This is a genomic window from Variovorax sp. CF313 (assembly GCF_000282635.1).
Taxonomy (GTDB): domain Bacteria; phylum Pseudomonadota; class Gammaproteobacteria; order Burkholderiales; family Burkholderiaceae_C; genus Variovorax.
This window is the reverse complement of the sequence record NZ_AKIW01000102.1, coordinates 1-22478: the sequence shown is the minus strand read 5'-3', so window position 1 is coordinate 22478 and position 22478 is coordinate 1. Positions and strand designations below refer to the sequence as shown.

Sequence of the window (22478 nt, the reverse complement as noted above, 5' to 3'; positions counted from 1 at the left end):
CGCGTGGCGATCGCCCGTGCGCTGTCGATGGACCCGATCGTGATGCTGTTCGACGAACCCACCTCGGCGCTCGACCCCGAGATGGTCGGCGAAGTGCTCGACGTGATGGTGAGCCTGGCCAAGGAAGGCATGACCATGATGGTGGTCACGCACGAAATGGCCTTCGCCCGCAAGGTTGCGAGCCGCGTGATCTTCATCGACGTGGGCGGCAAGATCCTGGAAGACTGCCCGAAGGACGAGTTCTTCAACCACCCGGAGAACCGCCAGCCGCGCACCAAGGACTTCCTGAACAAGATCCTGCAGCACTGACAAGCCGCTGCCGGGTTCAGGCAAAAGGGGCCGCGCTTCGAGAGCGCGGCCCCTTTTTCCATTGGCGGGAGGCCCTGTGCACGCGATCTATTTCGTGCTAGGGCTCGCCGCAAACACCTTGTCGAAGAACGCCGGAATCTCGCTGCCCAGCCGCGCCAGCAGCGCCTTGCGGTCGAAGCCTTGCGGATCGGCTCGAACGTCCCCGTCGTCCGTCGGGATCGCACTCGAGGGGGTGTCCATGAAGGCGAAGTGCCAGGCGTCGGGAATCCGCTGGAGTTCGGCGCCCGGCATGTTCTGCGCGACCCATTCGGCATGGAAGCGCGGAACGAGAAAGCGGTCCAGCTGCGCCTCGTAGATCCGCGTGGGCACGCGGATGTCCGAGAGCGAAGCGGCCGTGAAGGGAACGCCGGCCGGAGCCATTGCCACGACCGCGCGTACCCGAGGGTCGCGCAGTGAAGGCAGCAGCGGCGATGCCGGGGCCGCCACTGTGCTGGTCGGCGCTCCAGCGTTGCGGCCGACGCCGCAAAAGATCGGGTCGGCGGCGCGCTCGCTCGCGCAGTGGCTGGCGATGCGCGACAGGTCGGCCTGCCCGCCCGCGAGCGCCAGCACCGTGTAGCCGCCGGCCGAATGACCCAGTGCGCCGATGCGGGGGCCTTGCGCGTCGACAGCGATCCGGTCCTTCCACATCGGGTCTTTCAACAGCACGTCGATCACGTGGGAGATCTGCTGCGGCCGTTGCGTGAAGTAGGCCGCCGCGCCTTGATGCAGCAGTGCGCCGTCCTGCCAGTTGTCGCCCGGATGGCGCAGCGCCGCGACCAGGTAGCCGTCCCGCGCGAGCGCTTCGGCCAGGCTGGTGTGGCCCAGTTCGGTGCCGCCGACACCGTGGCTCAACACGATCAGGCCCTTGAAGCGCTCCTCGGGTGGCGCCTGGATGGCCACGCGGACCGTGAACGGCCCCATGGGAATGGCGCGGGCGGCGGCCTGTGTCGGGTAGTAGAGCGCGACCACGACGGGCGCGGCGTCCGGCGCCGCAACCGGAAGACTCAGCTGGCGCCAGCCGGCTTCAGTGGCCATGAGGTGGAACGACAGCAGCAAGCCCGAGGCGAGCAGCAGGACCTGGCGGAAAACGGTGCGCATCGTGGATCTCCTGGACGGTGTCGATGGAGTCCGCATGGTGGCCGCGCCGCTGCGCGGCAGCCACCGGATTGCGATGAAGTGCGTGAAAGGCGGCGCGAAAGTGCTCAGGGCAGCCGCGCGATGTGTTCCGTCAGCAAATCGAAGAAGCCCTGCGCATCGCCGTCGACGATCCAGTTCACGTTGGGCGTGCGGTGCAGGCTGCCGTACCAGTCGGCCACCGTCTGCCCGAAGCCCATGCCCTCGCGGCTGTCGACCTCCACGTGGATGCGCCTGCCCTTGAAGAGCGAAGGCTGCAGCAGGTAGGCCGTGACGGTGGCGTCGTGCACCGGGCCGCCCGGCATGTCGTAGTGCTTCATCTCCTGGGGCGCGTAGGCGTCGAGGATGTCCGCGACGATCGCGCCGGCCCGGTTGCCGAGGCCGCGCAGCCGCGCGACGCGTTCGTCGCTGGTGAGGATCTTGTGGGTCACGTCGAGCGGCAGCATGGTGATGGGCACGCCGCTCTTCAGCAGCACTGCCTCGGCCGCATGCGGATCGGCGAACACGTTGAACTCGGCCACCGGCGTGATGTTGCCGCCGTTGAAATGTGCGCCGGCCATGAGCACCAGCTCGCGCAGGCCGCGCACGATGTCGGGGGCTTGCTCGAGCGCCAGTGCAAGGTTGGTCTGCGGGCCGAGCATCGCGAGCGTCACGCTCTTCTCGGGCGCGGCGCGCAGCGTGCGCACCAGGTAGTCGACCGCATGGCCATCGGCCAGCGGCCCGGCGGGCTCGTGCACATCGACGCCCGTGAGGCCCTCCTTGCCGTGGATGTTGGCCGCGTAGATCGGCGTGCGCCGCAGGGGCCGCTCGGCGCCCGCGTACACCGGGATCTCCGGCCGCCCGGCCCATTCGCAGGCCAGCCGTGCGTTGCGCGAGGTCTTGGCCAGCGGCACGTTGCCGGCCACCGTCGTCAGCGCCTCGATGCGCAGCCGTTCGGGCGCCGCCATCGCGAACAGCAGCGCGATCACGTCATCGGCGCCAGGGTCGGTGTCGATGATGAGCGTGTGCACCGTGGCGTCGGTGGATGGCGTGGGTTGCATGACAAGGTTCCTCGGCGGGCGCGGACGGTGCACCCTGTCGGGCAAGTCTGCCAGAGCGCCGGTGCCTGTCAGGGCGCGTCGCCGGCGTTAGCTGGCGACTTTTTCGGGGCGGTGCACAGGGCACGCTGCTGGCTACAGCGCCTTCACCAGTTCCGGCACCGCCGTGAACAGGTCGGCCACCAGCCCGTAGTCGGCCACCGAGAAGATCGGCGCTTCCTCGTCCTTGTTGATCGCCACGATCACCTTGGAGTCCTTCATGCCGGCCAAGTGCTGGATCGCACCCGAGATGCCGGCAGCGATGTACAGCTGCGGCGCCACGATCTTGCCCGTCTGGCCCACTTGCCAGTCGTTCGGGGCGTAGCCCGCATCCACGGCTGCGCGGCTGGCGCCCAGGCCCGCGTTGAGCTTGTCGGCCAGCGGCGCCATCACCTCGGTGAACTTCTCGGCGCTGCCCAGCGCCCGGCCGCCCGAGACGATGATCTTGGCGGCCGTCAGCTCGGGGCGTTCGCTCTTCGTGACTTCCCGGCCCACGAAGCTGCTCTTGCCGCTGTCGGCCACGCCTTCGGCGGTTTCCACCGTGGCGTTGCCGCCGGTGGCCGCTGCCGCATCGAAGCCGGTCGTGCGCACCGTGATCACCTTGATCGGGTCTGCGCTCTGCACGGTGGCGATCGCGTTGCCCGCGTAGATCGGGCGCTCGAAGGTGTCGGGGCTGTCGACCTTGGTGATGTCGCTGATCTGGGCCACGTCGAGCTTGGCGGCCACGCGCGGCGCGACGTTCTTGCCGTTGGCGGTCGAGGGGAACAGGATGTGGCTGTAGCTGGATGCGATCGCCAGCACCTGGGCGGCGACGTTCTCGGCCAGGTTCTCGGCCAGGCTCGGGCTGTCGGCCACGATGACCTTGGCCACGCCCGCGATCTGCGCGGCGGCCTTGCCGGCTTCGGCAGCGTTGGCGCCGGCCACGAGTACGTGGACGTCGCCGCCGCAGGCCAGCGCCGCGGTCACGGTGTTGAGGGTCGCGGGCTTGATGCTCGCGTGGTCGTGTTCGGCAATAACAAGTGCGGTCATGTTCAGATCACCTTCGCTTCGTTCTTCAGTTTGTCCACCAGCGTTGCAACATCGGGCACCTTGATGCCGGCGCCACGCTTCGGCGGCTCGCTGACCTTCAGGGTCTTCAGGCGGGGCTTGACATCCACGCACAGGTCCTCGGGCTTGAAGGTGTCGAGCTGCTTCTTCTTGGCCTTCATGATGTTGGGCAGGGTCACGTAGCGCGGCTCGTTCAGGCGCAGGTCGGTGGTGATGACAGCCGGCAGGCTGAGGCTGACGGTTTCCAGGCCGCCGTCGACTTCGCGCGTCACGGTGGCCTTGCCATCGGCGACTTCGACCTTGGAGGCGAAGGTGGCTTGGGGAAGATCAGCCAGGGCTGCCAGCATCTGGCCCGTTTGATTGGCGTCGTCGTCGATGGCCTGCTTGCCCAGGATGATCAGCTGGGGCTGTTCCTTGTCGACCAGCGCCTTGAGCAGCTTGGCCACGGCCAGGGGCTGCAGTTCTTCGGTGGTCTCCACCAGGATGCCGCGGTCGGCGCCGATGGCCATGGCGGTGCGCAGGGTCTCCTGGCACTTGGCGTCACCGCAGGACACGGCGATGACCTCGGTGACCACGCCCTTTTCCTTCAGGCGAACCGCTTCTTCCACCGCGATCTCGTCGAAGGGGTTCATGCTCATCTTGACGTTGGCAATGTCCACCCCGGTGCCGTCGCTCTTCACGCGCACCTTGACGTTGTAATCGACGACCCGTTTGACAGGTACGAGAACCTTCATGGCTGTTCCTCTTGAATGACAAAGAAATGGATTACTCGAGCTTGGCGCCCGACTGCTTGATCAGCCGCTCCCACACCGGGCGTTCCTGCTTCCAGGCTGCGGCGAAGAGCTCGGGCGAGCTGTCCTTGATCTCGAAGCCCATGGCCGCCACGCGCTCGCGCACGTCGGGCTGCTGCGTGGCCTTGCGCACTTCCTGCGCGATGCGGTCGACGATGGGCTTCGGCGTCTTCGCGGGCATGGCGACGGCGAGCCAGCCGGTCACGCGATAGGCCTCGTCCTTCATGCCCTGCTCGGCCAGCGTGGGCACGTTGGGCAGCGTGCTCATGCGGCGCTCGCCGGTCACGCCCAGCGCGCGGATCTTTCCGGAGTCGATGTGCGGCTTGGCCACCAGCGCGCTGGCGTAGGCCATCTGGATCTGGCCGCCGATCAGGTCCTGCATCATCGGCGCCTCGCCCTTGTAGGCGACGTGGCTCATGTCCGACTGCGTCGCCAGGCTCATGTGCGCGCCGGCCAGGTGCGGATAAGCGCCCACGCCGTACGAGCCGTAGGCCACCTTGCCCTTGTTGGCGACGACGTACTTCAGCAGCTCCGGCCCGGTCTTCGCCGGCACGCTGGGGTGCACCACCAGCACCAGCGGCGCCATCGCGATCTGGTAGACCAGCGTGAGGTCGCGCTGCGTGTCGTAGGGCAGCTTCTCGTAGAGGAACTCGTTGGTCATGAGCGAATTGCTCAGGCCCAGCACGATGGTGTAGCCGTCGGGCGCCGACTTGGCGACCGCGTCGGTGCCGATGATGCCGGCCGCGCCGGGCTTGTTGTCGATGATGATGGGCTGGCCCAGGCCGGCCGACATCTTCTGGCCCAGCACGCGCGCCAGCACGTCGGTGGCGCCACCCGCGGCGAAGGGCACGACCATGCGGATCGGCTTGTTCGGGTAGGCGTTTTGCGCCTGTGCCTGCATGCACAGCGCGGCGACGGAAGCAGTGGCGCACAGCAGCAGCGCGCGCTGGGTCGGAAGGCGGAAGGTCATGGCTTGTCTCTGTCTATGGTTTCTGAAAAAAGATCACTGCGCCGCGATGCGCGTCTTGAAGGGCAGCGGCTCCAGCGCCTTCTGCAGCCGTTCCTGCAGCGGCGCGGCGAGCGAGCCTGCCGCGGCGCTGTCGATCTGCACGCGTACGAGGCTCTCGCCTTCAGTCTTCACGACGGGCAGCGCGGTCTCTGGCACGCCGAGTTCGGCGCAGGCTGCGGCGACCGTCGCGTTCACCACCTGCAGCGCGGCCATCGCGCGCAACTCGGGCTTGTAGATCTTGCCCACGTTGGTCATCGGCATGGCCCCGATCACCGACACCCACTTGGGCCGCGCCGGCGCCTCGTCGACGCGCGCGGCGGTGAACGCGAGCAGCTCTTCTTCCGTTGCCGATGCACCCGGCACCAGGGTCGCGAAGATCACGGGCAGTTCGCCCGCATAGGCATCAGGCGCGCCCACCGCGGCGCACAGCTGCACAGCCGGGTGCGCACCCAGCGCGTCTTCGATGGTCTTGGGGTCGATGTTGTGGCCGCTGCGGATGATCAGGTCCTTCGAGCGGCCCGTGAGGTTGAGCCGCTCCTGGCTGTCGATCCAGCCCAGGTCGCCGGTGGCGAGCCAGCCGTCGGTCGTGAAGGCCTTGGCATTGTCGGCCGGGTCCACGAAGCCCGAGAACAGGTTCGGCGACTTGAACAGCACCATGCCGATTTCGCCCGGCGCCACCTCGTGGTCGCTGGCATTGCCGTTCTCGTCGAGCGCCACCACGCGCATCTGCATGTACGGCAGCCGAAAGCCCACGCAGCCCGCGGGCCCGTCCACACCCGGCGGCGTGATGGTCGAGATGCCGGCCATCTCCGTCATGCCCAGGCTCTCGTGCACGTGCAGGCCGAACAGGCGCTCGAAGCGCGCGGCCAGCTCGGGCGCAAGCACTGCGGCGCCGGTGCGGCAGTAGGTGATGGATGAAATGTCCGCGCCGTCCAGCGGCACGTTGGCCAGCGCCGCGAGCACGGTGGGCACGGCCGACAGCGAGGTCGGGCGGTACTTCTCCACCAGCTTCCAGTAGTTGGCCAGCACCTCCTTGTTGCGCAGCAGCGAGGGCGTGGGAATGATCACCTCCACGCCCGCCGACAGCGCCGACAGCGAGGCCGGCAGCACGCCCGCCACATGGAACAGCGGATAGCCGTTGATGGAGATGCCGTTCTCGTTCATGCCCGCGACCTGCACGCTGGCCCAGGCGGTGAACACCTGCGCGCCGTGGCTGTGGCGCGCGAGCTTCGGCGCGCCCGTGGTGCCGCCGGTGTGGAAGTACGCAGCGATGTCGGTGGGTGCGATGTCCCGCCCGCTCACGAGCCGATCAGATGGTTGTGCCGCACGCAGCACATCGAACTCCGCCACGCCCGGCAGCGCGGTCGCGCTGTCCGATCCCGCTCCAGGCAGCGTGCCGGCCGTGCCCGGCACCTCGTCGTGCGGCGCCACGCGCAGCACGGTGGTCAGCGTGGGCACCTGGCCGCGCAGGCGCATGGCCTTCGACCACATGCCCGATTCGGCGTCCGAGCCGTAGGCGATCAGCACCTTGGCGCGGCCGGCGGTCATCAGCGCGACCAGCTTCTCGTCGGTCAGCAGCGGGTTCAGCGGCTGCACGATGCCGGCCGCCTCTCCGCCCCACAGCGCGAGGTGGTACTCCAGGCAACCGGGCAAAAGCACCGCGACCGCGTCGTCGGGCCCGACGCCCAGCGCGTGCAGCATGTTCGCGGTCTGGTGGATGCGCGCGAGCAGTTCGGCGTACGACCAGCGGATCGGCTCGTCGGCCGGGTTGCCGGTGCGCAGGAAGGTCAGCGCGGTCTTGCCGCCGAAGGCAAGGCCCGCGTTGCGGAAGATCTCGTAGGTGCTGCGCACCGTGAGCGCCTGTTCCAGCGGTGTCTCTTCGAGCCGGTGGATGTCCGCCAGGCTGCGGACGGGAAATGCGGGGCGGAACGGCGCGCCGACCGGCGTCTTGTGGTTCTTGTTTTCGTTGTTTGTCATGTCTGTCTCCTTGATGCCGGTCGTCGGCCGCCTGCCGTTTTACTGGGCCGTGATGTGGTTGTCGCGAATGACCTTGCCCCAGCGTTCGAAATCCTCGCGCATGCGCGCGCCGGTCTGCTCGGGCGTGCGGTAGGCCGCGAAGGAGCCGACGCCCTGGAGCCTGTCCTGCACTTCCTTGTCGGCCAGCGCCGCCTTCAGTTCGGCACTCATGCGGTCGACCACGTCCTTGGGCGTGCCGGCGGGCGCCAGCAGGCCGCCCCACGAGGTCGCATCGAAGCCCGGGAAGCCCTGCTCGGCCACCGTCTTCACGTCGGGCAGCAGGCTCACGCGCTGCCCGGAGCCGACCGCGATGGCGCGCAGCTTGCCGGATCGGATGTGCGGCAGCACGCCCACGAGATCCGAGAACATCGCGGGCACCTGGCCGCCGATCAGGTCGGTCACGGCCGGTGCGCTGCCGCGGTAGGGCACGTGCTGCATGTCGAACTTGCCGATGGTCTTGACCTGTTCGGTCGTCAGGTGGCCGAAGCTGCCGGCACCGGCCGTCGTGTAGTTGAGCTTGCCGCCTTCGGCCTTGGCCTTCGCGATCAGGCTCTGCAGGCTGTTCACCTCGGGCAGCGACTTGGGGTTGACCACCAGCACGATCGGCAGGTCGTACACCGAGCCCACGGGCGTGAAGTTCTTGAAGATGTCGTAGCCGGTCGGGCCGTACAGGTGCGCGGCCAGCAGCGTCGGCGTGGCCAGCATCACGAAGGTGTAGCCGTCGGGCGCGGCGCGGGCCGCGGCGGCGGCGCCCACGGTGCCCGAGGCGCCGCTGCGGTTGTCGATCACGATGTTCTGCTTGAGTGCGGCCGACATCTTCTGCGCCACGATGCGCGAGGCCACGTCGGTCGGGCCACCGGGCGGGAAGGGCACGATCAGCGTGATCGGCTTGGCTGGCCAGGCCTGTGCAAAGGCGCTGCCAGCGATGAGCGGCAGGGCGAGTGCGAGAAGGGCGCGGCGAACGGGACTGCGAAGGGAAAGGGATGCCATTGGGTCTTGTCTACTTTGGAAATTCGGACACCTGTCTTCTTCAGACGACGCCACTCGTTTTCAGCGCCGCCAGCTTGTCATCCGACAGGCCGAGCAGCGACTGCAGCACGTCGTGCGTGCCCTCGCCCAGGGTGGGCGGCGCGCTGCGCACGGGCAGGCGCTCGCCGTCGAAACGGTAGGGCGGCGCCAGCACGTTGACCGTGCCGGCCACCGGATGCGGCTGCGTGGTGACGAGGCCGGCGTCGGTGGCGCGCTTCGATTGCAGCGCCTCCAGCAGGCCCAGCACCTCGCCGCACGGAATGCCCGAAGCCGTGAGCCTGGCGAGCAGGTCGGCGCGCTGGCGCTTCGCCAGCTCGGCATGCAGTTCGGGCAGCAGCACCGCGCGGTTCGCGGAACGCAGGATGTTGGTCTTGAAGCGCTCGTCGGCCGCGAGGTCGGGCCGTTCGATCACTTCGGTGCAGAAGCGCGCGAACTGCGCGTTGTTGCCCACGGTGATGACGAGCGGGCCGTCGGCCGCGTCGAACACGCCGTACGGCACGATCGACGGATGCGAGTTGCCGTAGCGCGGCGGGTCTTCGCCCATCAGCAGCGCTTCGAGGCCGTAGTAGGCGGTGATCATCAGGCCGCAGTCGAACAGCGCCATCTCGACGTGCCGCCCCTTGCCGGTCTTCTCGCGCTGGTAGAGCGCGGCCAGGATGGCCTGCGCCGAGTACATGCCGGTGAACAGGTCGACCGCGGCCACGCCGAACTTCAGCGGCGGTTGGTTCGCTTCGCCATTGAGCGCCATCAGCCCGGCCTCGCCTTGAACGACGAGGTCGTAGCCCGGCCGCGCGGCTTCGGGCCCGGTGCGGTCGTAGCCCGAGATCGAGCAGTAGATGAGACCCGGCTGCTCCTTGCTCAACTGCTCGTAGCCGAGGCCCAGCTTGTCGATGCCGCCGAACTTGAAGTTCTGGATCACCACGTCGCACTGCTTCGCGAGATCGCGCGCGAGCTGCTGGCCTTCGGGCGTCTGCAGGTCGAGCGTGACCGAGCGCTTGTTGCGGTTCACGCTGTTGAAGTAGGCCGTCTCGGTCTTGCCGACGCGCAGGCCCCAGTCGCGCGTGTCGTCGCCGCGGCCCGGGTGCTCGACCTTGATGACCTCGGCGCCCATGTCGGCCAGCACCATGCCGCACCAGGGCCCCGCGAGGATGCGGGACAGATCGAGGACGCGCACGCCGGCCAGCGGCAGCGAGGAATTCAGCGAGGACATGGCAACTCCGGAAAGATTGAAAACCCCCGCACCCGCGCGCAAGGGTCTGGAGGAAGGGGCACGGCGCGCGTCAGGATTCGGCCTGCTTGCGGCGGCGCAGCGCGACGAAATCGGCGCTGCGCTTGCCGAGGAACGCACCGATGCCTTCGGCCGATTCGGCATCGCCTTGCGACTCGACCATGAAAACGGCCTCGGCGTCGAGCTGCTCTTCCAGCGTGGCGTGGTGCGCCTGGCGGCACAGCGTCTTGATGCGTGCGCTCGCGCGCTGCGGACCGGTCGCGACCTTGGCCGCGAGCGCGATGGCCTCGGCCAGCGCGGCGCCCTTGTCGGTGAGGCGGTTGACGGCGCCCAGCGCATGCAGGCGCTCGGCCGGCATGCGGTCGCCGGTCAGGCACATCTCGGTCAGCACCTGGCGCGAGACGAACTCGGCCAGGAAGGCCGTGGCCCCACCGTCCGGCGTGAGGCCGACCTTCACGTAGGCGACTGTGTAGAACGCATCGCGCGCCGATACCAGCATGTCGCAGGCCAGCGCCATCGACAGGCCCGCGCCGGCCGCGCCGCCTTCCACGGCCGCGATCACTGGCTTGCTGCAGTCGCGCAGTGCGCGGATCAGGTTGTTGAGGCCTTCGAGAATCTCGCGGCGCTCGGCCGTCGGCAGCTCGCGCCGCTTGGCCAGCAGGTTCAGGTCACCGCCGGAGCAGAAGAAATCGCCCGCGCCGGTGAAGACGATGGCGCCGACCTCGGGGTCGTCCTGCGCATCGGCGAGCGCGGCCGAGAGTTCGGCATACAGCGTCGGCGTGATCGCGTTGCGCGCGGCGGGGTTGCTGTTGGTCAGGATGCGGACGGCGCCTTCCTGCGAGATCAACACGGTCTTGCCGCTCATGCCGCCAGCTCCTTGCCGAGCGCGATGTAGCGCTGCAAGTGGTGATCTTCGTCGCCCAGTTGGTGGTCGATCATCACGAGGCGCTTGGCGTAGTGGGGCAGCGGCAGCTCCCACGTCATGCCGATGCCGCCATGCATCTGGATGCTTTCTTCCGCCACCAGCGCACCGATGCGGCCGATGCTGAACTTGGCGGCCGAGAGCGCGCGCTCGCGCGCCACGCGGTCCGTGCCGTCGATGGCGGCCGCGGCGTTGATCACGGCCGAGCGGGCCTGTTCGATCTCGAGCAGCAGGTCGGCCATGCGGTGCTGCAGCGCCTGGAAGCTGCCGATGAGTGTGCCGAACTGCTTGCGCGTGCGCAGGTATTCCAGCGTGGCGGCCTTGGCGGCTTCCATCGCGCCCAGCGCTTCGGCGCACAGCGCGAGCACGCCGCGGCCGATGGCGCGTTCCAGCGTGGCGTGGCCCTGGCCTTCGGCGCCGAGCAGCGCGTCGGCGCCCAGCTTGACGCCGTCGAACGCGAGCTCGGCGACCCGGCCGCCGTCGATCGAGGGGCAGCCGCGCACCGCGAGGCCCGCGGTCTTGGCGGGCACGAGGAACAGCGAGATGCCGGTTTCGTCGTCCACGTTGCCCGAGGTGCGCGCGGAAACCAGGAACAGGTCGGCCTCCTCGCCCTGCGGCACCACGGCCTTGGCGCCGTGCAGCACCCAGCTATCGCCGCTGCGTTCGGCCCTGGTCTGCACGCGCGTGCGCTCGTAGTGCGTATCGGCTTCGTCGTGCGCGAAGGCCGCGACGGTCACGCCGTTGATGATGTCGCCGAGCTTCTTTTTCTGCGCGTCGCTGCCGGCGGCGCTGATCGCCTCGCCGACCATCACCGCGCCCAGCAGCGGCTCGACCACGAGGCCGCGGCCCAGCGCCTCGAAGACCACCGCGATGTCGAAGCCGCCGCCACCGAAGCCGCCATCGGCCTCGCCGAACAGCGCGCCGATCACGCCGAGCTCGGCGAACTGCTGGAAGATTTCCTTGCTGAACCCGTGCTGCGACTTCGCGATGCGGTCGCGCGCATCGAAGGCGTACTGCTCGGCGATGAAGCGGTTCAGGCTGTCGGCGAGCATGCGCCGGTCTTCGGTGTGTTCGAAGTTCATGTGCGTCTCTCCTTTACAGCCCGAGGATCATCTTGGAGATGATGTTCTTCTGGATTTCATTCGAGCCGCCGAAGATCGACAGCTTGCGGTTGTTGAAGTAGCGCGATGCGGCTGCCTTCGCATAGGCCGGGCCGAAGGTCTCGCCGTCGAAGCCGTCGTGCAGCGCTTCCTCGATGAAGGGCCGGCCGTAGACGCCCATCGCGCGGCGCGCGAGCGACGAGATCTCCTGGCGGATCTCGGTGCCGCGGATCTTGAGCATCGAGCTTTCCGCACCCGGCACACCGCCGCCGGCCACCGCCGCGATCACGCGCAGGTTGGTGGTCTTCATGTTCTCCAGGTCGATCTCGACGCGTGCCATGCGTGCCGCGAACGCAGGGTCTTCGTTCAATGGCTTGCCGTTCTTCGTTTGCGTCGCGGCGATGCCCTTGAGCTGCTCCAGCGCGGCCACCGAGAAGCCCACGCCCGCGATGTTGGTGCGCTCGTACGTCAGCAGGTACTTGGCGCAGGTCCAGCCCTTGTTCTCTTCGCCGACCAGGTTCTCGGCCGGCACGCGCACGTCGGAGAAGAACACCTCGTTCACTTCATGCTCGCCGTCGAGCGTGATGATCGGGCGCATTTCCACGCCGGGCGAAGTCATGTCGATCAGCAGGAAGCTGATGCCTTCCTGCTTCTTCGCCTCGCGGTTCGTGCGCACCAGGCAGAAGATCATGTTGGCGTGCTGGCCCAGCGTGGTCCAGGTCTTCTGGCCGTTCACGATGAAGTGGTCGCCCTGCGCGTCGATGCCGCGCACGGCCGAGGTCTTCACGGCGGCGAGGTCGGAGCCCGCGCCGGGTTCCGAGTAGCCCTGGCACCACCAGTCGTCGCCGTTCAGGATGCGCGGCAGCCAGCGGCGCTTCTGCGCCTCGTTGCCGTACTTGATGAGCACCGGACCCAGCATGTTCACGCCGAAGGGCACGATGCGCGGCGCAAAAGCCAGCGCGCATTCGTGCTCGAAGATGAATTTCTCGACCGCCGTCCAGCCGGGGCCGCCGTACTGCTCGGGCCAGTGGTTGGCGAGCCAGCCGCGCGCGTTGAGGATGGCGTGCCATTCCTCCATGTCGGCCTTCTCGAGGATCTTGCCGCTGCGCACTTTCTCGGACAGCCGCACCGGCAGCTTGGCGGCCAGGAAGGCGTGCACTTCGGTGCGGAAGGCTTCTTCTTCGGAGGTGAAGTTCAGGTCCATCGCGGGCTCCTCAATAAATCTCGAACAGGCCGGCAGCGCCCATGCCACCGGCGATGCACATCGTGACCACGGCGTATTTGGCGCCGCGGCGCTTGCCTTCGATGAGCACATGGCCCGTGAGGCGGGCGCCGGTCATGCCGAAAGGATGGCCGATGGAGATCGCGCCGCCGTTCACGTTCAGGCGCTCCGACGGAATGCCCAGCCTGTCCTGGCAGTAGATCGACTGCGAGGCGAAGGCTTCGTTGAGTTCCCACAGGCCGATGTCCTCGACCTTCAGGCCGTGGCGCGCGAGCAGCTTGGGCACCGCGAAGACCGGGCCGATGCCCATCTCGTCGGGCTCGCAGCCCGCCAGCGCGAGGCCGCGGAAGGCGCCCAGCGGCTTGATGTTGGCGCGCTCCGCGTCCCTGGCCTCCATCAGCACGCAGGCCGATGCGCCGTCGGACAGCTGCGAGGCGTTGCCGGCGGTGATGAACTTGTCCTCGCCCATCACCGGCTTCAGCTTGGCGAGCGCTTCGTAGGTGGTGCCGCGGCGGTTGCAGTTGTCCTCGGTGGCGGTGACTTCGCGATAAGTGACTTCCTTGGTCTCCTTGTCGGTCACGGCCATCGTGGTGGTGCAGGCCACGATCTCGTCCTTGTAGCGGCCGGCCAGTTGCGCCTCTTCGGTCTTGCGCTGGCTCTCGGCGGAGAAGCGGTCCTGCGCTTCGCGGCTGATGTTGTAGCGCTTGGCGACGATGTCGGCCGTGTCGATCATGGCCATGTAGAGATCGGGCTTGTGCTCGACGATCCACGGGTCCAGGCTGAGGTCGCCACCGTCGCCGGGGCTGCGGCCGCGGATCTGCGAGATGCTCTCCACGCCGCCCGCGATCATGGCCGGCGCGCCGTCCACGACGATGCGGCCGGCGGCCATCGCGATGGCCTGAAGGCCCGAGGCGCAGAAGCGGTTCACCGTGGTGCCGGCGATGCTGATGGGCAGGCCCGAGCGGATGATGCTCTGGCGCGCGATGTTGCGGCCGGTGGTGCCCTCGGGATAGCCGCAGCCGAGGATCGCGTCCTCGATCAGCGCCGGGTCCAGGCCCGAGCGCTCGACCGCGGCCTTCACCGCGAAGGAGGCCAGCGTGGCGCCGGGGGTGATGTTGAATTCGCCGCGATGCGCCTTGGTGAGAGGGGTGCGGGCGGTGGAAACGATGACGGCTTCACGCATGGAAATGGCTCCTGTACGGCGGACGGTGTGGATTACTCGGATTGATTGAGGCTCGCGAAATCGGCACCGCGTTCGACCAGCTCCACCAGCAGTGGCGACGGCTTCCAGAAGAGCGGGTCATCCTTCGCGAACTCGCGGATGTCGGCCAGCACCTTCGGCAGGCCCACGGTGTCGGCGTACTTCATCGGGCCGCCGCGATGGCGCGGGAAGCCGTAGCCGTAGAGGAAGGTCACGTCCACGTCGAGCGGGCGCAGCGCGATGCGCTGGAGCACGACGTTGGCGCCTTCGTTGATCATCGCGGCCATGTAGCGGCGCATGATTTCTTCCTCGGTGAACTGGCGCGGCGTGATGCCCGCGCGCACGCGTTCGGCGTCGATGATGGCCAGCACCTCCGGATCGGGCACGCCGGTGCGCGCGCCTTCGGGGTACAGGTAGTAGCCGCGCTGCGTCTTCTGGCCGAACCAGCCGCGCTCGCAGATGCGGTCGGCCACCTGCACGTAGCGCGCCTGCGGGTCGCGCGTGGCGGCCTTGCGCTTGCGCGTGGCCCAGCCAATGTCGCCGCCCGCGAGGTCGGACACCTGGAACGGGCCCATCGGGTAGCCGAAGTTGCGAACGGCCGCGTCGATCTCGTAGGGCGAGGCGCCGTCTTCCATCATGTGGTCGGCCGCCTGGCGGTACACCGCGAGAATGCGGTTGCCGATGAAGCCATCGCACACGCCCGCGCGCACGGGCACTTTCTTCAGCTTCTTCGCAAGCTCGAAACCGGTGGCGACCACGTCGGCGCTCACCTTGGCAGGCACCACGATCTCGAGCAGCTTCATGATGTTGGCGGGCGAGAAGAAGTGCAGGCCCACCACGTCCTGCGGCCGCGAGATGCTGTCGGCGATTTCGTCGATGTCGAGGTACGAGGTGTTGGTGGCGAGCACGGCGCCGCGCTTGCACACGCGGTCGAGCTCGGCGAACACTGCCTTCTTGACGCCCATCTCTTCGAACACGGCCTCGACCACGATGTCGACGTTGGCGAGTGCGTCATAGGAGGTCGAACCGTTGAAGCGCGCCATCACGGCGGCCTTGCTTTCGGGCGTCATGCGGCCCTTGGCGATGAGGCCGTCGTACACCTTCTCCACATGCTGGCGGCCGCGCGCGAGGCTGGGCTCGTCGCGCTCGATCATGGTCACGGGCAGTCCCGCGTCCAGCATCGCTACCGCGATGCCTGCGCCCATGGTGCCCCCGCCGACGATGCCGGCCGACTCCAGCGCGCGCGGCTTGGCGGCCTTGGTCTCGGGCGCCTTCAGCACTTCGCGCTCGGCGAAGAAGGCGTGGATCAGGCCGGCGCGCTGCGGGCTGTCGATGCACTGCAGGAACAGCTTGCGCTCCAGCGCCATGCCTTCGTCGAACGGCAGCGTGAGTGCGCCTTCGACGGCTTCGATGATCTTCATCGGCGAGAACAGGCCGCGGCTCTTCTTGGCGGTGTCGGCGCGCGCGGCTTCGAGGGCGGCGCGGCTGGCTTCGGTGTCGACGAGGCCGGCGGCTTCGCGCGTGCGGCGCACCGGGGCCTTGGCGGCAACCAGTTCCTGCGCATAGGCGAGGCCTTCGGCCAGCGCGTCGGCGTCGTTGCCGAGCCGGTCGACGAGGCCGAGCGACAGCGCTTCCTTGGCGTCGGCATGGCGGCCGCTGAGCATCAGCTCGAGCGCGGGCTTCGCGCCGATCAGGCGCGGCGCGCGCTGTGTGCCGCCCGAGCCGGGCAGCAGGCCCAGCGCCACTTCGGGCAGGCCGAGCTTGGCGGTGGGCGAGGCGATGCGGTAGTGCGCCGACAGCGCCACTTCGAGCCCGCCGCCGAGCGCGGCACCGTGGATGGCGGCGACGACCGGCTTCGTGCAGTTCTCGATCTTCAGGCAGGCCTCGGGCAGCGACGGCGGCTGCGGCGTCTTGCCGAATTCGCGGATGTCGGCGCCCGCGATGAAGTTGCGGCCCGCGCCGACGATCAGCACCGCCCTGGCGGCGCTGTCGGCCTCGGCCGCATCGATGGCGGCCACGAGGCCGCGGCGCACATCCACGCCCAGGGCATTGACGGGCGGGTTGTCGATGGTCACCACGAACACGTCGCCTCGACGCTCGAAGGTGACGGGACCGGTGGACGTGGAGGGGCTGGGAGTGCTGGTGGCCATGTGCGTGTCGCTTGTCTCTTGCGTTGCGGGCCGGCGGGCCCGAGGCTCTGGGGTGAACCCCGCATTCTTGGACCGCGCCGCCTCTTTGACAATTGCATAGACGGTTGACAGACTGTCAAAGAATTTTTGACACAATCGCCGCATGGACCTCCAATCGCTCACCCTGCTGGTGGAAATCCTCGACGCCGGCAACCTGAGCGCCGCCGCCCGCCGACTCAAGATGAGCCGTGCCAACGTCAGCTATCACCTGAACCAGCTGGAGCGCTCGGTGGGTGCGCAACTGGTGCGGCGCACCACGCGGCGTGCCGAGCCGACCGAAATCGGCCTGCGGCTCTACCAGCACGGCATCGCCATCCAGGGCGAGCTGCTGGCTGCGCGCGAATCGGTCACCACGCTGGGCCAGGAGCTGCAGGGCCGCGTGAGGCTCAGCGTGCCCAGCGGCTACGGCCAGCTCGTGATGGCCGGCTGGCTGATCGACTTCAAGCGCCGGTACCCCGGCATCGTGCTCGACGTGGTGTTCGAGAACCGCATCGAGGACCTGCTGCGCGACGAAGTCGACATCGCGATCCGCGTGATTCCCGAGCCGCCGCAGAACCTCGTGGCGCGCGAGATGGGGCCGGTGCGCTACGTGGCCTGTGCCTCGACCGACTATGCGGCGAAGCATCCGCTGCCCGTGCAGCTCGACGCGCTGCAGGGCGCGCCGGTGGTCACGGCTGCCGTCATCGGCCGCCAACTGCGCGTGTCGGCCTACCAGGGCGAGACACGGCGCGAGGTGATCCTGGAGCCGACGCTGATCTCGGAAAACTTCCTGTTCCTGCGCCAGGCCATCCTCGCCGGCCTGGGCATCGGCCTCGTGCCCGACTATGTGGTGCAGGAAGACGTGCGCAAGGGCGACGTCGTGACCACGCTCGACGACTGGCGCCTGAGCATCTTCGGCACGCAGATGTTCATGCTCTACATGCCGAACCGCCAGCACACGCGCGCGATCCGGACCTTCATCGATTTCATTCTGCAGCGGGTGCGGCCGGTGCCCGGTCAGACGCCGGAGGCGCGATAGCCGGCGGCTACGCCTGCCGCCGCTCCACCCCGGCGCCCTCGTAGTGCCGCGCCTTGTCCGCGTACATCGCCCGGTCCGCCCGCTGCAGCGCAGTTTCCAGCGACTCCTCCCCGTGGCAGGTCGCCAGCCCGATGGCCAGGCTCAGCGCATGGCCGCTCTGGCCCGCATGGAACTGGTTGTTCATTTCGAGCAGCGTAAGAATGCGCTCGCGCATCGCCTCGGCGCCGCGCTCGTCGGTCATGGGCAGCAGCACCGCGAACTCGTCGCCGCCGATGCGCGCGGGCCAGGCCGGCGGGTCGACGGCCTTGTCGAGCACTTCGCCCATGCGGCGCAGCAGCGAGTCGCCGGCGGCATGGCCTTCGTGGTCGTTGATCTGCTTCAGCCCGTTGAGGTCGATCGCCACGATCGACACCGGCCAAGGCCCCTTGCGCGACAGGCGGTTGAGCTCCTCGGTGTAGTAGGTGCGGTTGCACAGCTGCGTGAGCACGTCGTGCTTGCCGAGGTATTCGAGGTAGGCCTCGGCCTTCTTGCGCGCGGTGATGTCGACCAGCGACACCAGCACCAGGTCCCAGGTGTCGAGCCGGTCGTCCTGCACCGCGAACTGCATGTGGATGTTCAGCGCCTCGCCCGACAGCGAATAGTTGAGCACCTCGCGCTGCTGCACCGTCTTGCCGTTCCACAGGTCCTGCAGCTGCTCGGCGAAGGACTCGCGCATCTCGTCGCGGAAGACGCGCGAGATATTGCCCAGCAGGGTCTGCAGGTCGGGCGCGCCGAACATGCGCAGCGTTTCGTGGTTCACGTCGATGACGCGGATCTCCTGCATGCAGCGCGTGACGAATTCGGGGTGCACCTTGATGAAGGTGGCGAAGTCGGTGATGCCGCGCGTGCGGATGCTCTCGAGCAGCGAGCGCACCGCGCTGAAGTCTTCCACCCACAGCGACACGGGCGAGCGGTCGAACAGGCTGCGCGCGTGCTTCGCGCTCTCGTCGCGCAGGCGCTGCGCGGCCACGCGCTCGGTCACGTCGTCGAGCGACACCAGCACGCGGCTCCAGGAGTCTTCGTGGCCGGGCAGCACGCGGGCGCGAACGCGCACGTCGAGCCGCCGGCCGTCGAGCGCGTAGTTGACGGTTTCGCTCTCGAAGGTGAGCTGGCCGCGCCACAGCTGGTCGAGCTCGTGCACCACGGTGGCCGACATGTCGCCGCGGAACACGCGGTCCAGCGCGCCCAGCAGGGTCTGCTGGCTGTCGGCGGCAAAGAGCCGCAGCGTGTGCTGGTTGACCCGCAGCACCTTCAGCAGCGCCATGCAGTCGCTCACCCGCTGCGGGTCCGCCGACAGGTGCGCCACCAGGTCGGTGACGCCCTCGGCGCGCCAGCCGTCGAGCTTGCGCTTCAGGTCGCCGTAGTCCTCGATCCAGAGCGAGACGGGCGCCAGGTCGAACATGCCGTCGAGGTCGTCGTTGGTCGACGAAACCGAAGAGGGGGCGAACGCGGCTGCGGGCAGGGCCATCGATGAAGCTTTCGAGGAAGCGGCTGTGGATGTCGGCGAAATGAAGACTTAATTATTACATTTATTAACGTGAGATCAGCGGCTGTAGAGGCCCACCACGCTCTGGCCGCCCAGCGCATGGCCCTTGAGCGCGGCCAGCAGTGCGTCGCGCGCGAGGCCGGCCGGCAGGCTGCCCGGTGCGAGGTCGGTGGCAATCACGGTCAGCACGTAGTGGTGCGGCCGGTCACCCACCGGCGGGCACACGCCGCGGTAGGCGGGCGCGCCGGCCACGTTCGGGCCCATGGTGAAGTTGAAGTTCGAGCCCGCCTGTCCTTCGCCCGCCTTGAGTTCGCCGCGCTCGGCCGCGATGTTGTAGGCCACCCAATGCGACACGCCGAGGCCGGCCGCGCCGTCTGGATCGAGCACCAGCACGGCGACCGATTTCGTCTTGGCCGGCAGGTTGCTCCACGCCACGGGCAGCGAGACGTTCCTGCCGCCGCAGTCGCCCGCGCCGGCGTGGTCGGACGGAATGACGCCGTTGTCGCCGAAAGCGCTCGACGTGACTCTCATGCCCGTGAAGGCCTTGCCGGTGCCGGGCGACATGCCCGTGCAGCCCGCCACGAGGCCGGTGAACGCGAGGGCCGCGATCGACAGTGCAAGAGGATTGTTGTTGCGCATTTCTTTTCTCCTGGAGGGTTGTCTTCACTCGGCCCGGCCGAGCCACACGCTGCCGTCCGCTCTTTCGTGCACCGCCAGCGGCGTGAGCCGCGCACCGCGGCAGGGACCGCCGACGCATTTGCCGGTGTCGGGCTCGAAGATGGCGCCGTGCCGCGCGCACATCAGAAAGCGGCCTGAACTCTCCAGCACCTGGCCCTCGAAATCAAGCGGGCCGCCCGCGTGAGGGCATTGGTTGAGATAGCCGTGCACGCCGCCTTGCCAGCGCACGGCGAAGGCCTGGGTGCCGCCGGGCGCGGTGAACAGGGCGGCGGGGCCGTTGTCGGCGAGTACCGGGGAGATCAGCTGGGGCTCTGTCGTGCTCATCATTCTTTTGATTGCATTTCGCAAGGAAGCCTGGGCCTGAGCGAAGGAAACAGTATCTCCTGCGAGGTGGGGCGAGGCAAAGCAGTCTGCATGGCCGATCTCGCGTAGGAGCGCATGAACGATGCCGCTCCCGTCGACCCGCAAGGCTAGGTGCCCTTGCCGGCCGGCTTCTTCAGGCTCTGTGCCACCAGGACAGCTTCCCTTGCCAGGGCCGCCAACGCTTCATGGTCTTCGATGATCTCGATGGGGACCTCGAAGTACTTCTTGACTTGCACCCGCCGCGCCTTCGTGTCGTAGGCAAAGCACTTGCTGCCCAGCTTCTCGTACTTCGGCCGGGTGTTCTTGTCCACGACGAAGTACACGGTGCTGCCCATGATCATCGCGAACTGCGTGGCGTCGGCCGACAGCCCCGTGCCGCCGAAGAATCGGGTCTTGGCGATGCGCGGGATTCCGCGGAGACGGTCAACGATGAAGTCGACGAACTGCGACGAGGCTTCCGACATGATGCTGCTGGCGTCTGGCGCGCGATGGAAAGAGCGCAGTGTCGCCGAGTCCGGCCACGCTGCGTCGGCTCCCGGCAGTGGAAAATTTGTGGATTCCCGCGAACCGTTCGGCGGGTTCGACGCCTCCTTGTTTCCGAGGGTCTTCCTCATGCACCCAAGGATCGAAGGAGTCACCATGGTCTACGTCAAGAATGTCCCCGGTTGGGAACGCGCGCTGCGCATCGTCATGGGCCTCGCCGGCCTGCTTTTCGCCGCCATGAGCTGGGGCACGGCCGGCTTCGGGCTCGCTGCGATCGCCGGGCTCACGGGCGCGACGCTCGCGCTGACGGGCCTGTTCGGCTTCTGCCCGATGTGCGCCATGGTCGGGCGCAAGCCTGGCAAGGGGCGCTGAGCCATGGGCGTGGGCATCGACCGCACCGGCCTGATCCAGGCCGCGCAGACCGGCGACCCCGCCGCCATCGCGGGCCTGCTCGCGGTCTGCCAGGCCGATGCGCGCCGCTACGCCTGGCGGCACTGCCAGGCCAGCGACGTCGACGACGCCGTGCAGGAGTCGCTGCTGGTGATCGCCCGCAAGGTCCGGGCGCTGAAGGCGGCCGCGGCCTTCTCGTCGTGGCTCTTCACCGTCATACGGCGCGAATGCCTCAGGCTGCAGCGCGCGATGTTCCGGCATGAACCGCTCGGCGACGAGGTGGCCGAGCGGCAACTGGCCAGCCGCAGCGACGGCGCTTTGCGCATCGACCTCACGCACGCGCTGGAGTCGCTTCCCGCGCACTACCTCGAAGTGGTGCTGCTGCGCGACTTCGAGGAGCTGACCATCGCCGAGATCGCCGAACGCCTCGGCGAACCGCCGGGCGCCGTGAAGAGCCGGCTGCACCGCGCGCGGGCGCTGGTGCGCGAGTACTTGCTGGGGGGCGATGCGACAATTGCCGGGCCATGACAGACACCCTCACGATCACCCGCCCCGACGACTGGCACCTGCACGTGCGCGACGGCGCCGCCCTCGAAGCCGTCGTTCCCCACAGCGCGCGCCAGTTCGGCCGCGCGCTGATCATGCCGAACCTGCGTCCCCCCGTGACCACCGCCGCGCAGGCCATGGCCTACCGCGACCGCATCCGCGCCGCCGTGCCCGCAGGCACCGCCTTCGAGCCCGTGATGTCGCTCTACCTCACCGACAAGCTGCCGCCCGAGGAAATCGCGCTGGCCGCGGAGGCCGGCGTGCGCGCGCTCAAGCTCTACCCGGCCGGCGCCACCACCAACAGCGATGCCGGCGTGACCGACATCCGCAAGACCTACAAGACGCTTGAAGCCATGCAGAAGCACGGCCTGCTGCTGCTGGTGCACGGCGAGGTGACCGACCCGGCCATCGACCTGTTCGACCGCGAGGCCGTGTTCGTCGACCGCGTGATGATTCCGCTGCGCCGCGACTTCCCCGAGCTCAAGGTGGTGTTCGAGCACCTCACCACCAAGGAAGGCGCCCATTACGTGCGCGACGCCGGCCGCTTCACGGCCGCCACCATCACGGCGCACCACCTGCTCTACAACCGCAATGCGATCTTCACAGGCGGCATCCGCCCGCACTACTACTGCCTGCCCGTGCTCAAGCGCGAGACGCACCGCGTGGCGCTGGTCGAGGCGGCCACCAGCGGCAGCGACCGCTTCTTCCTGGGCACCGACAGCGCGCCGCACCCGGCGCACCTGAAGGAACATGCGCTGGGCTGTGCCGGCTGCTACACCGCGCTCACCGCCATCGAGTTGTACGCCGAAGCCTTCGACAGCGTGAACGCGCTCGACAAGCTCGAGGGCTTTGCGAGCTTCCACGGCCCCGACTTCTACAGCCTGCCGCGCCACACCGACACCATCACGCTCAAGCGTGAAAGCTGGACCGTGCCGGAGACCGTGCCCTATGGCGATGCCACGCTGAAGCCGCTGCGCGGCGGCGAAACCGTGAACTGGAAGCTCTTGTGAGTACTTCATCACGCGATCAGTCGCTCAAAGCGCGGCATCTGAGGTTGGCAAAATCCCGTCGAGAAACACCACGGAGCCGGCTTTGCCGGGCCGTTGGTGTTGCCCCCGGTGAGGGGGTGGGAGAAGCGACACGAAGTGCGCGCAGCCTGGGGG

21 protein-coding genes and 1 pseudogene are annotated in these 22478 nt (G+C 68.3%); 5 read left to right on the top strand and 17 right to left on the bottom strand.

Features of this window, described 5'->3' with window-relative positions; translation table 11 throughout:
* Positions 1-309, top strand: a pseudogene (locus PMI12_RS23855) (amino acid ABC transporter ATP-binding protein); the annotation flags it as partial.
* Positions 310-396: 87 nt separating this feature from the next.
* Here PMI12_RS23855 and PMI12_RS23850 read toward each other — a convergent pair.
* From PMI12_RS23850 to PMI12_RS23790, 13 genes are all read right to left on the bottom strand, one after another.
* On the bottom strand, positions 397-1446 hold the full coding sequence (locus tag PMI12_RS23850; protein ID WP_007837567.1) for an alpha/beta hydrolase family protein: 1050 nt from the start codon (positions 1444-1446) through the stop codon (positions 397-399).
* A 104-nt stretch (positions 1447-1550) separates the two neighbouring features.
* A complete protein-coding gene (locus PMI12_RS23845) occupies positions 1551-2522 on the bottom strand; it encodes a nucleoside hydrolase (protein WP_007837566.1) in 972 nt (323 codons plus the stop codon).
* A gap of 132 nt (positions 2523-2654) precedes the next feature.
* On the bottom strand, positions 2655-3587 hold the full coding sequence (locus tag PMI12_RS23840) for an electron transfer flavoprotein subunit alpha/FixB family protein (protein WP_007837564.1): 933 nt from the start codon (positions 3585-3587) through the stop codon (positions 2655-2657).
* A 2-nt stretch (positions 3588-3589) separates the two neighbouring features.
* On the bottom strand, positions 3590-4339 hold the full coding sequence (locus PMI12_RS23835; RefSeq protein WP_007837563.1) for an electron transfer flavoprotein subunit beta/FixA family protein: 750 nt from the start codon (positions 4337-4339) through the stop codon (positions 3590-3592).
* Between the two features lie 31 nt (positions 4340-4370).
* Entirely contained in the window at positions 4371-5366 is a 996-nt protein-coding gene (locus tag PMI12_RS23830) for a Bug family tripartite tricarboxylate transporter substrate binding protein (protein ID WP_007837561.1), read from the bottom strand.
* 33 nt (positions 5367-5399) lie between these two features.
* Complete coding sequence (locus PMI12_RS23825) at positions 5400-7298, bottom strand: acyl-CoA synthetase (protein WP_443261022.1); 1899 nt, start codon at positions 7296-7298, stop codon at positions 5400-5402.
* Between the two features lie 123 nt (positions 7299-7421).
* Positions 7422-8411, bottom strand: a complete 990-nt coding sequence (locus tag PMI12_RS23820; RefSeq protein ID WP_007837557.1) for a Bug family tripartite tricarboxylate transporter substrate binding protein — start codon at positions 8409-8411, stop codon at positions 7422-7424.
* Positions 8412-8451: 40 nt separating this feature from the next.
* Positions 8452-9660, bottom strand: a complete 1209-nt coding sequence (locus PMI12_RS23815; RefSeq protein ID WP_007837556.1) for a CaiB/BaiF CoA transferase family protein — start codon at positions 9658-9660, stop codon at positions 8452-8454.
* A gap of 70 nt (positions 9661-9730) precedes the next feature.
* The gene (locus tag PMI12_RS23810) at positions 9731-10543 is read right to left on the bottom strand and encodes an oxepin-CoA hydrolase, alternative type (protein ID WP_007837554.1); all 813 of its coding nucleotides are present in this window, start codon (positions 10541-10543) and stop codon (positions 9731-9733) included.
* Entirely contained in the window at positions 10540-11682 is a 1143-nt protein-coding gene (locus PMI12_RS23805) for an acyl-CoA dehydrogenase family protein (protein ID WP_007837544.1), read from the bottom strand. The genes PMI12_RS23810 and PMI12_RS23805 overlap by 4 nt, the downstream gene beginning before the upstream one ends.
* A gap of 13 nt (positions 11683-11695) precedes the next feature.
* Positions 11696-12904, bottom strand: coding sequence for an acyl-CoA dehydrogenase family protein (locus PMI12_RS23800; protein WP_007837542.1), 1209 nt, complete (start codon positions 12902-12904; stop codon positions 11696-11698).
* A gap of 10 nt (positions 12905-12914) precedes the next feature.
* On the bottom strand, positions 12915-14105 hold the full coding sequence (locus tag PMI12_RS23795; RefSeq protein WP_007837540.1) for an acetyl-CoA C-acyltransferase: 1191 nt from the start codon (positions 14103-14105) through the stop codon (positions 12915-12917).
* 32 nt (positions 14106-14137) lie between these two features.
* On the bottom strand, positions 14138-16273 hold the full coding sequence (locus PMI12_RS23790) for a 3-hydroxyacyl-CoA dehydrogenase NAD-binding domain-containing protein (RefSeq protein ID WP_007837538.1): 2136 nt from the start codon (positions 16271-16273) through the stop codon (positions 14138-14140).
* A gap of 142 nt (positions 16274-16415) precedes the next feature.
* Here PMI12_RS23790 and PMI12_RS23785 point away from each other — a divergent pair, with 142 nt between their 5' ends.
* Complete coding sequence (locus PMI12_RS23785) at positions 16416-17330, top strand: LysR family transcriptional regulator (protein WP_007837536.1); 915 nt, start codon at positions 16416-16418, stop codon at positions 17328-17330.
* Between the two features lie 7 nt (positions 17331-17337).
* On the opposite strand, the gene PMI12_RS23780 is transcribed toward PMI12_RS23785, so the two are convergent.
* The 4 genes from PMI12_RS23780 to PMI12_RS23765 all read right to left on the bottom strand — a co-directional run bounded on the left by PMI12_RS23780 (position 17338) and on the right by PMI12_RS23765 (position 20360).
* Positions 17338-18837 carry a sensor domain-containing diguanylate cyclase gene (locus PMI12_RS23780; protein ID WP_007837534.1) on the bottom strand — a complete coding sequence of 500 codons (1500 nt, stop codon included), beginning with the start codon at positions 18835-18837 and terminating at the stop codon, positions 17338-17340.
* A 75-nt stretch (positions 18838-18912) separates the two neighbouring features.
* Positions 18913-19494, bottom strand: a complete 582-nt coding sequence (locus PMI12_RS23775) for a YbhB/YbcL family Raf kinase inhibitor-like protein (protein WP_007837532.1) — start codon at positions 19492-19494, stop codon at positions 18913-18915.
* Between the two features lie 24 nt (positions 19495-19518).
* On the bottom strand, positions 19519-19860 hold the full coding sequence (locus tag PMI12_RS23770; protein WP_007837530.1) for a Rieske (2Fe-2S) protein: 342 nt from the start codon (positions 19858-19860) through the stop codon (positions 19519-19521).
* 143 nt (positions 19861-20003) lie between these two features.
* Positions 20004-20360 (bottom strand): TfoX/Sxy family protein, encoded by a 357-nt coding sequence (locus PMI12_RS23765; protein ID WP_007837528.1) that lies wholly within the window; start codon positions 20358-20360, stop codon positions 20004-20006.
* Here PMI12_RS23765 and PMI12_RS29635 point away from each other — a divergent pair.
* From PMI12_RS29635 to pyrC, 3 genes are read left to right on the top strand one after another with little or no spacing between them, the layout of a single operon-like run.
* Positions 20359-20751, top strand: coding sequence for a YgaP family membrane protein (locus PMI12_RS29635; RefSeq protein WP_337459817.1), 393 nt, complete (start codon positions 20359-20361; stop codon positions 20749-20751). The two genes, PMI12_RS23765 and PMI12_RS29635, sit on opposite strands and share 2 nt — an antisense overlap.
* Positions 20752-20754: 3 nt before the next feature.
* The gene (locus tag PMI12_RS23755) at positions 20755-21297 is read left to right on the top strand and encodes an RNA polymerase sigma factor (RefSeq protein ID WP_007837525.1); all 543 of its coding nucleotides are present in this window, start codon (positions 20755-20757) and stop codon (positions 21295-21297) included.
* Positions 21294-22325 carry a dihydroorotase gene (gene pyrC, locus PMI12_RS23750; protein ID WP_007837523.1) on the top strand — a complete coding sequence of 344 codons (1032 nt, stop codon included), beginning with the start codon at positions 21294-21296 and terminating at the stop codon, positions 22323-22325. The genes PMI12_RS23755 and pyrC overlap by 4 nt, the downstream gene beginning before the upstream one ends.
* The last annotated feature ends 153 nt before the right edge of the window (positions 22326-22478 follow it).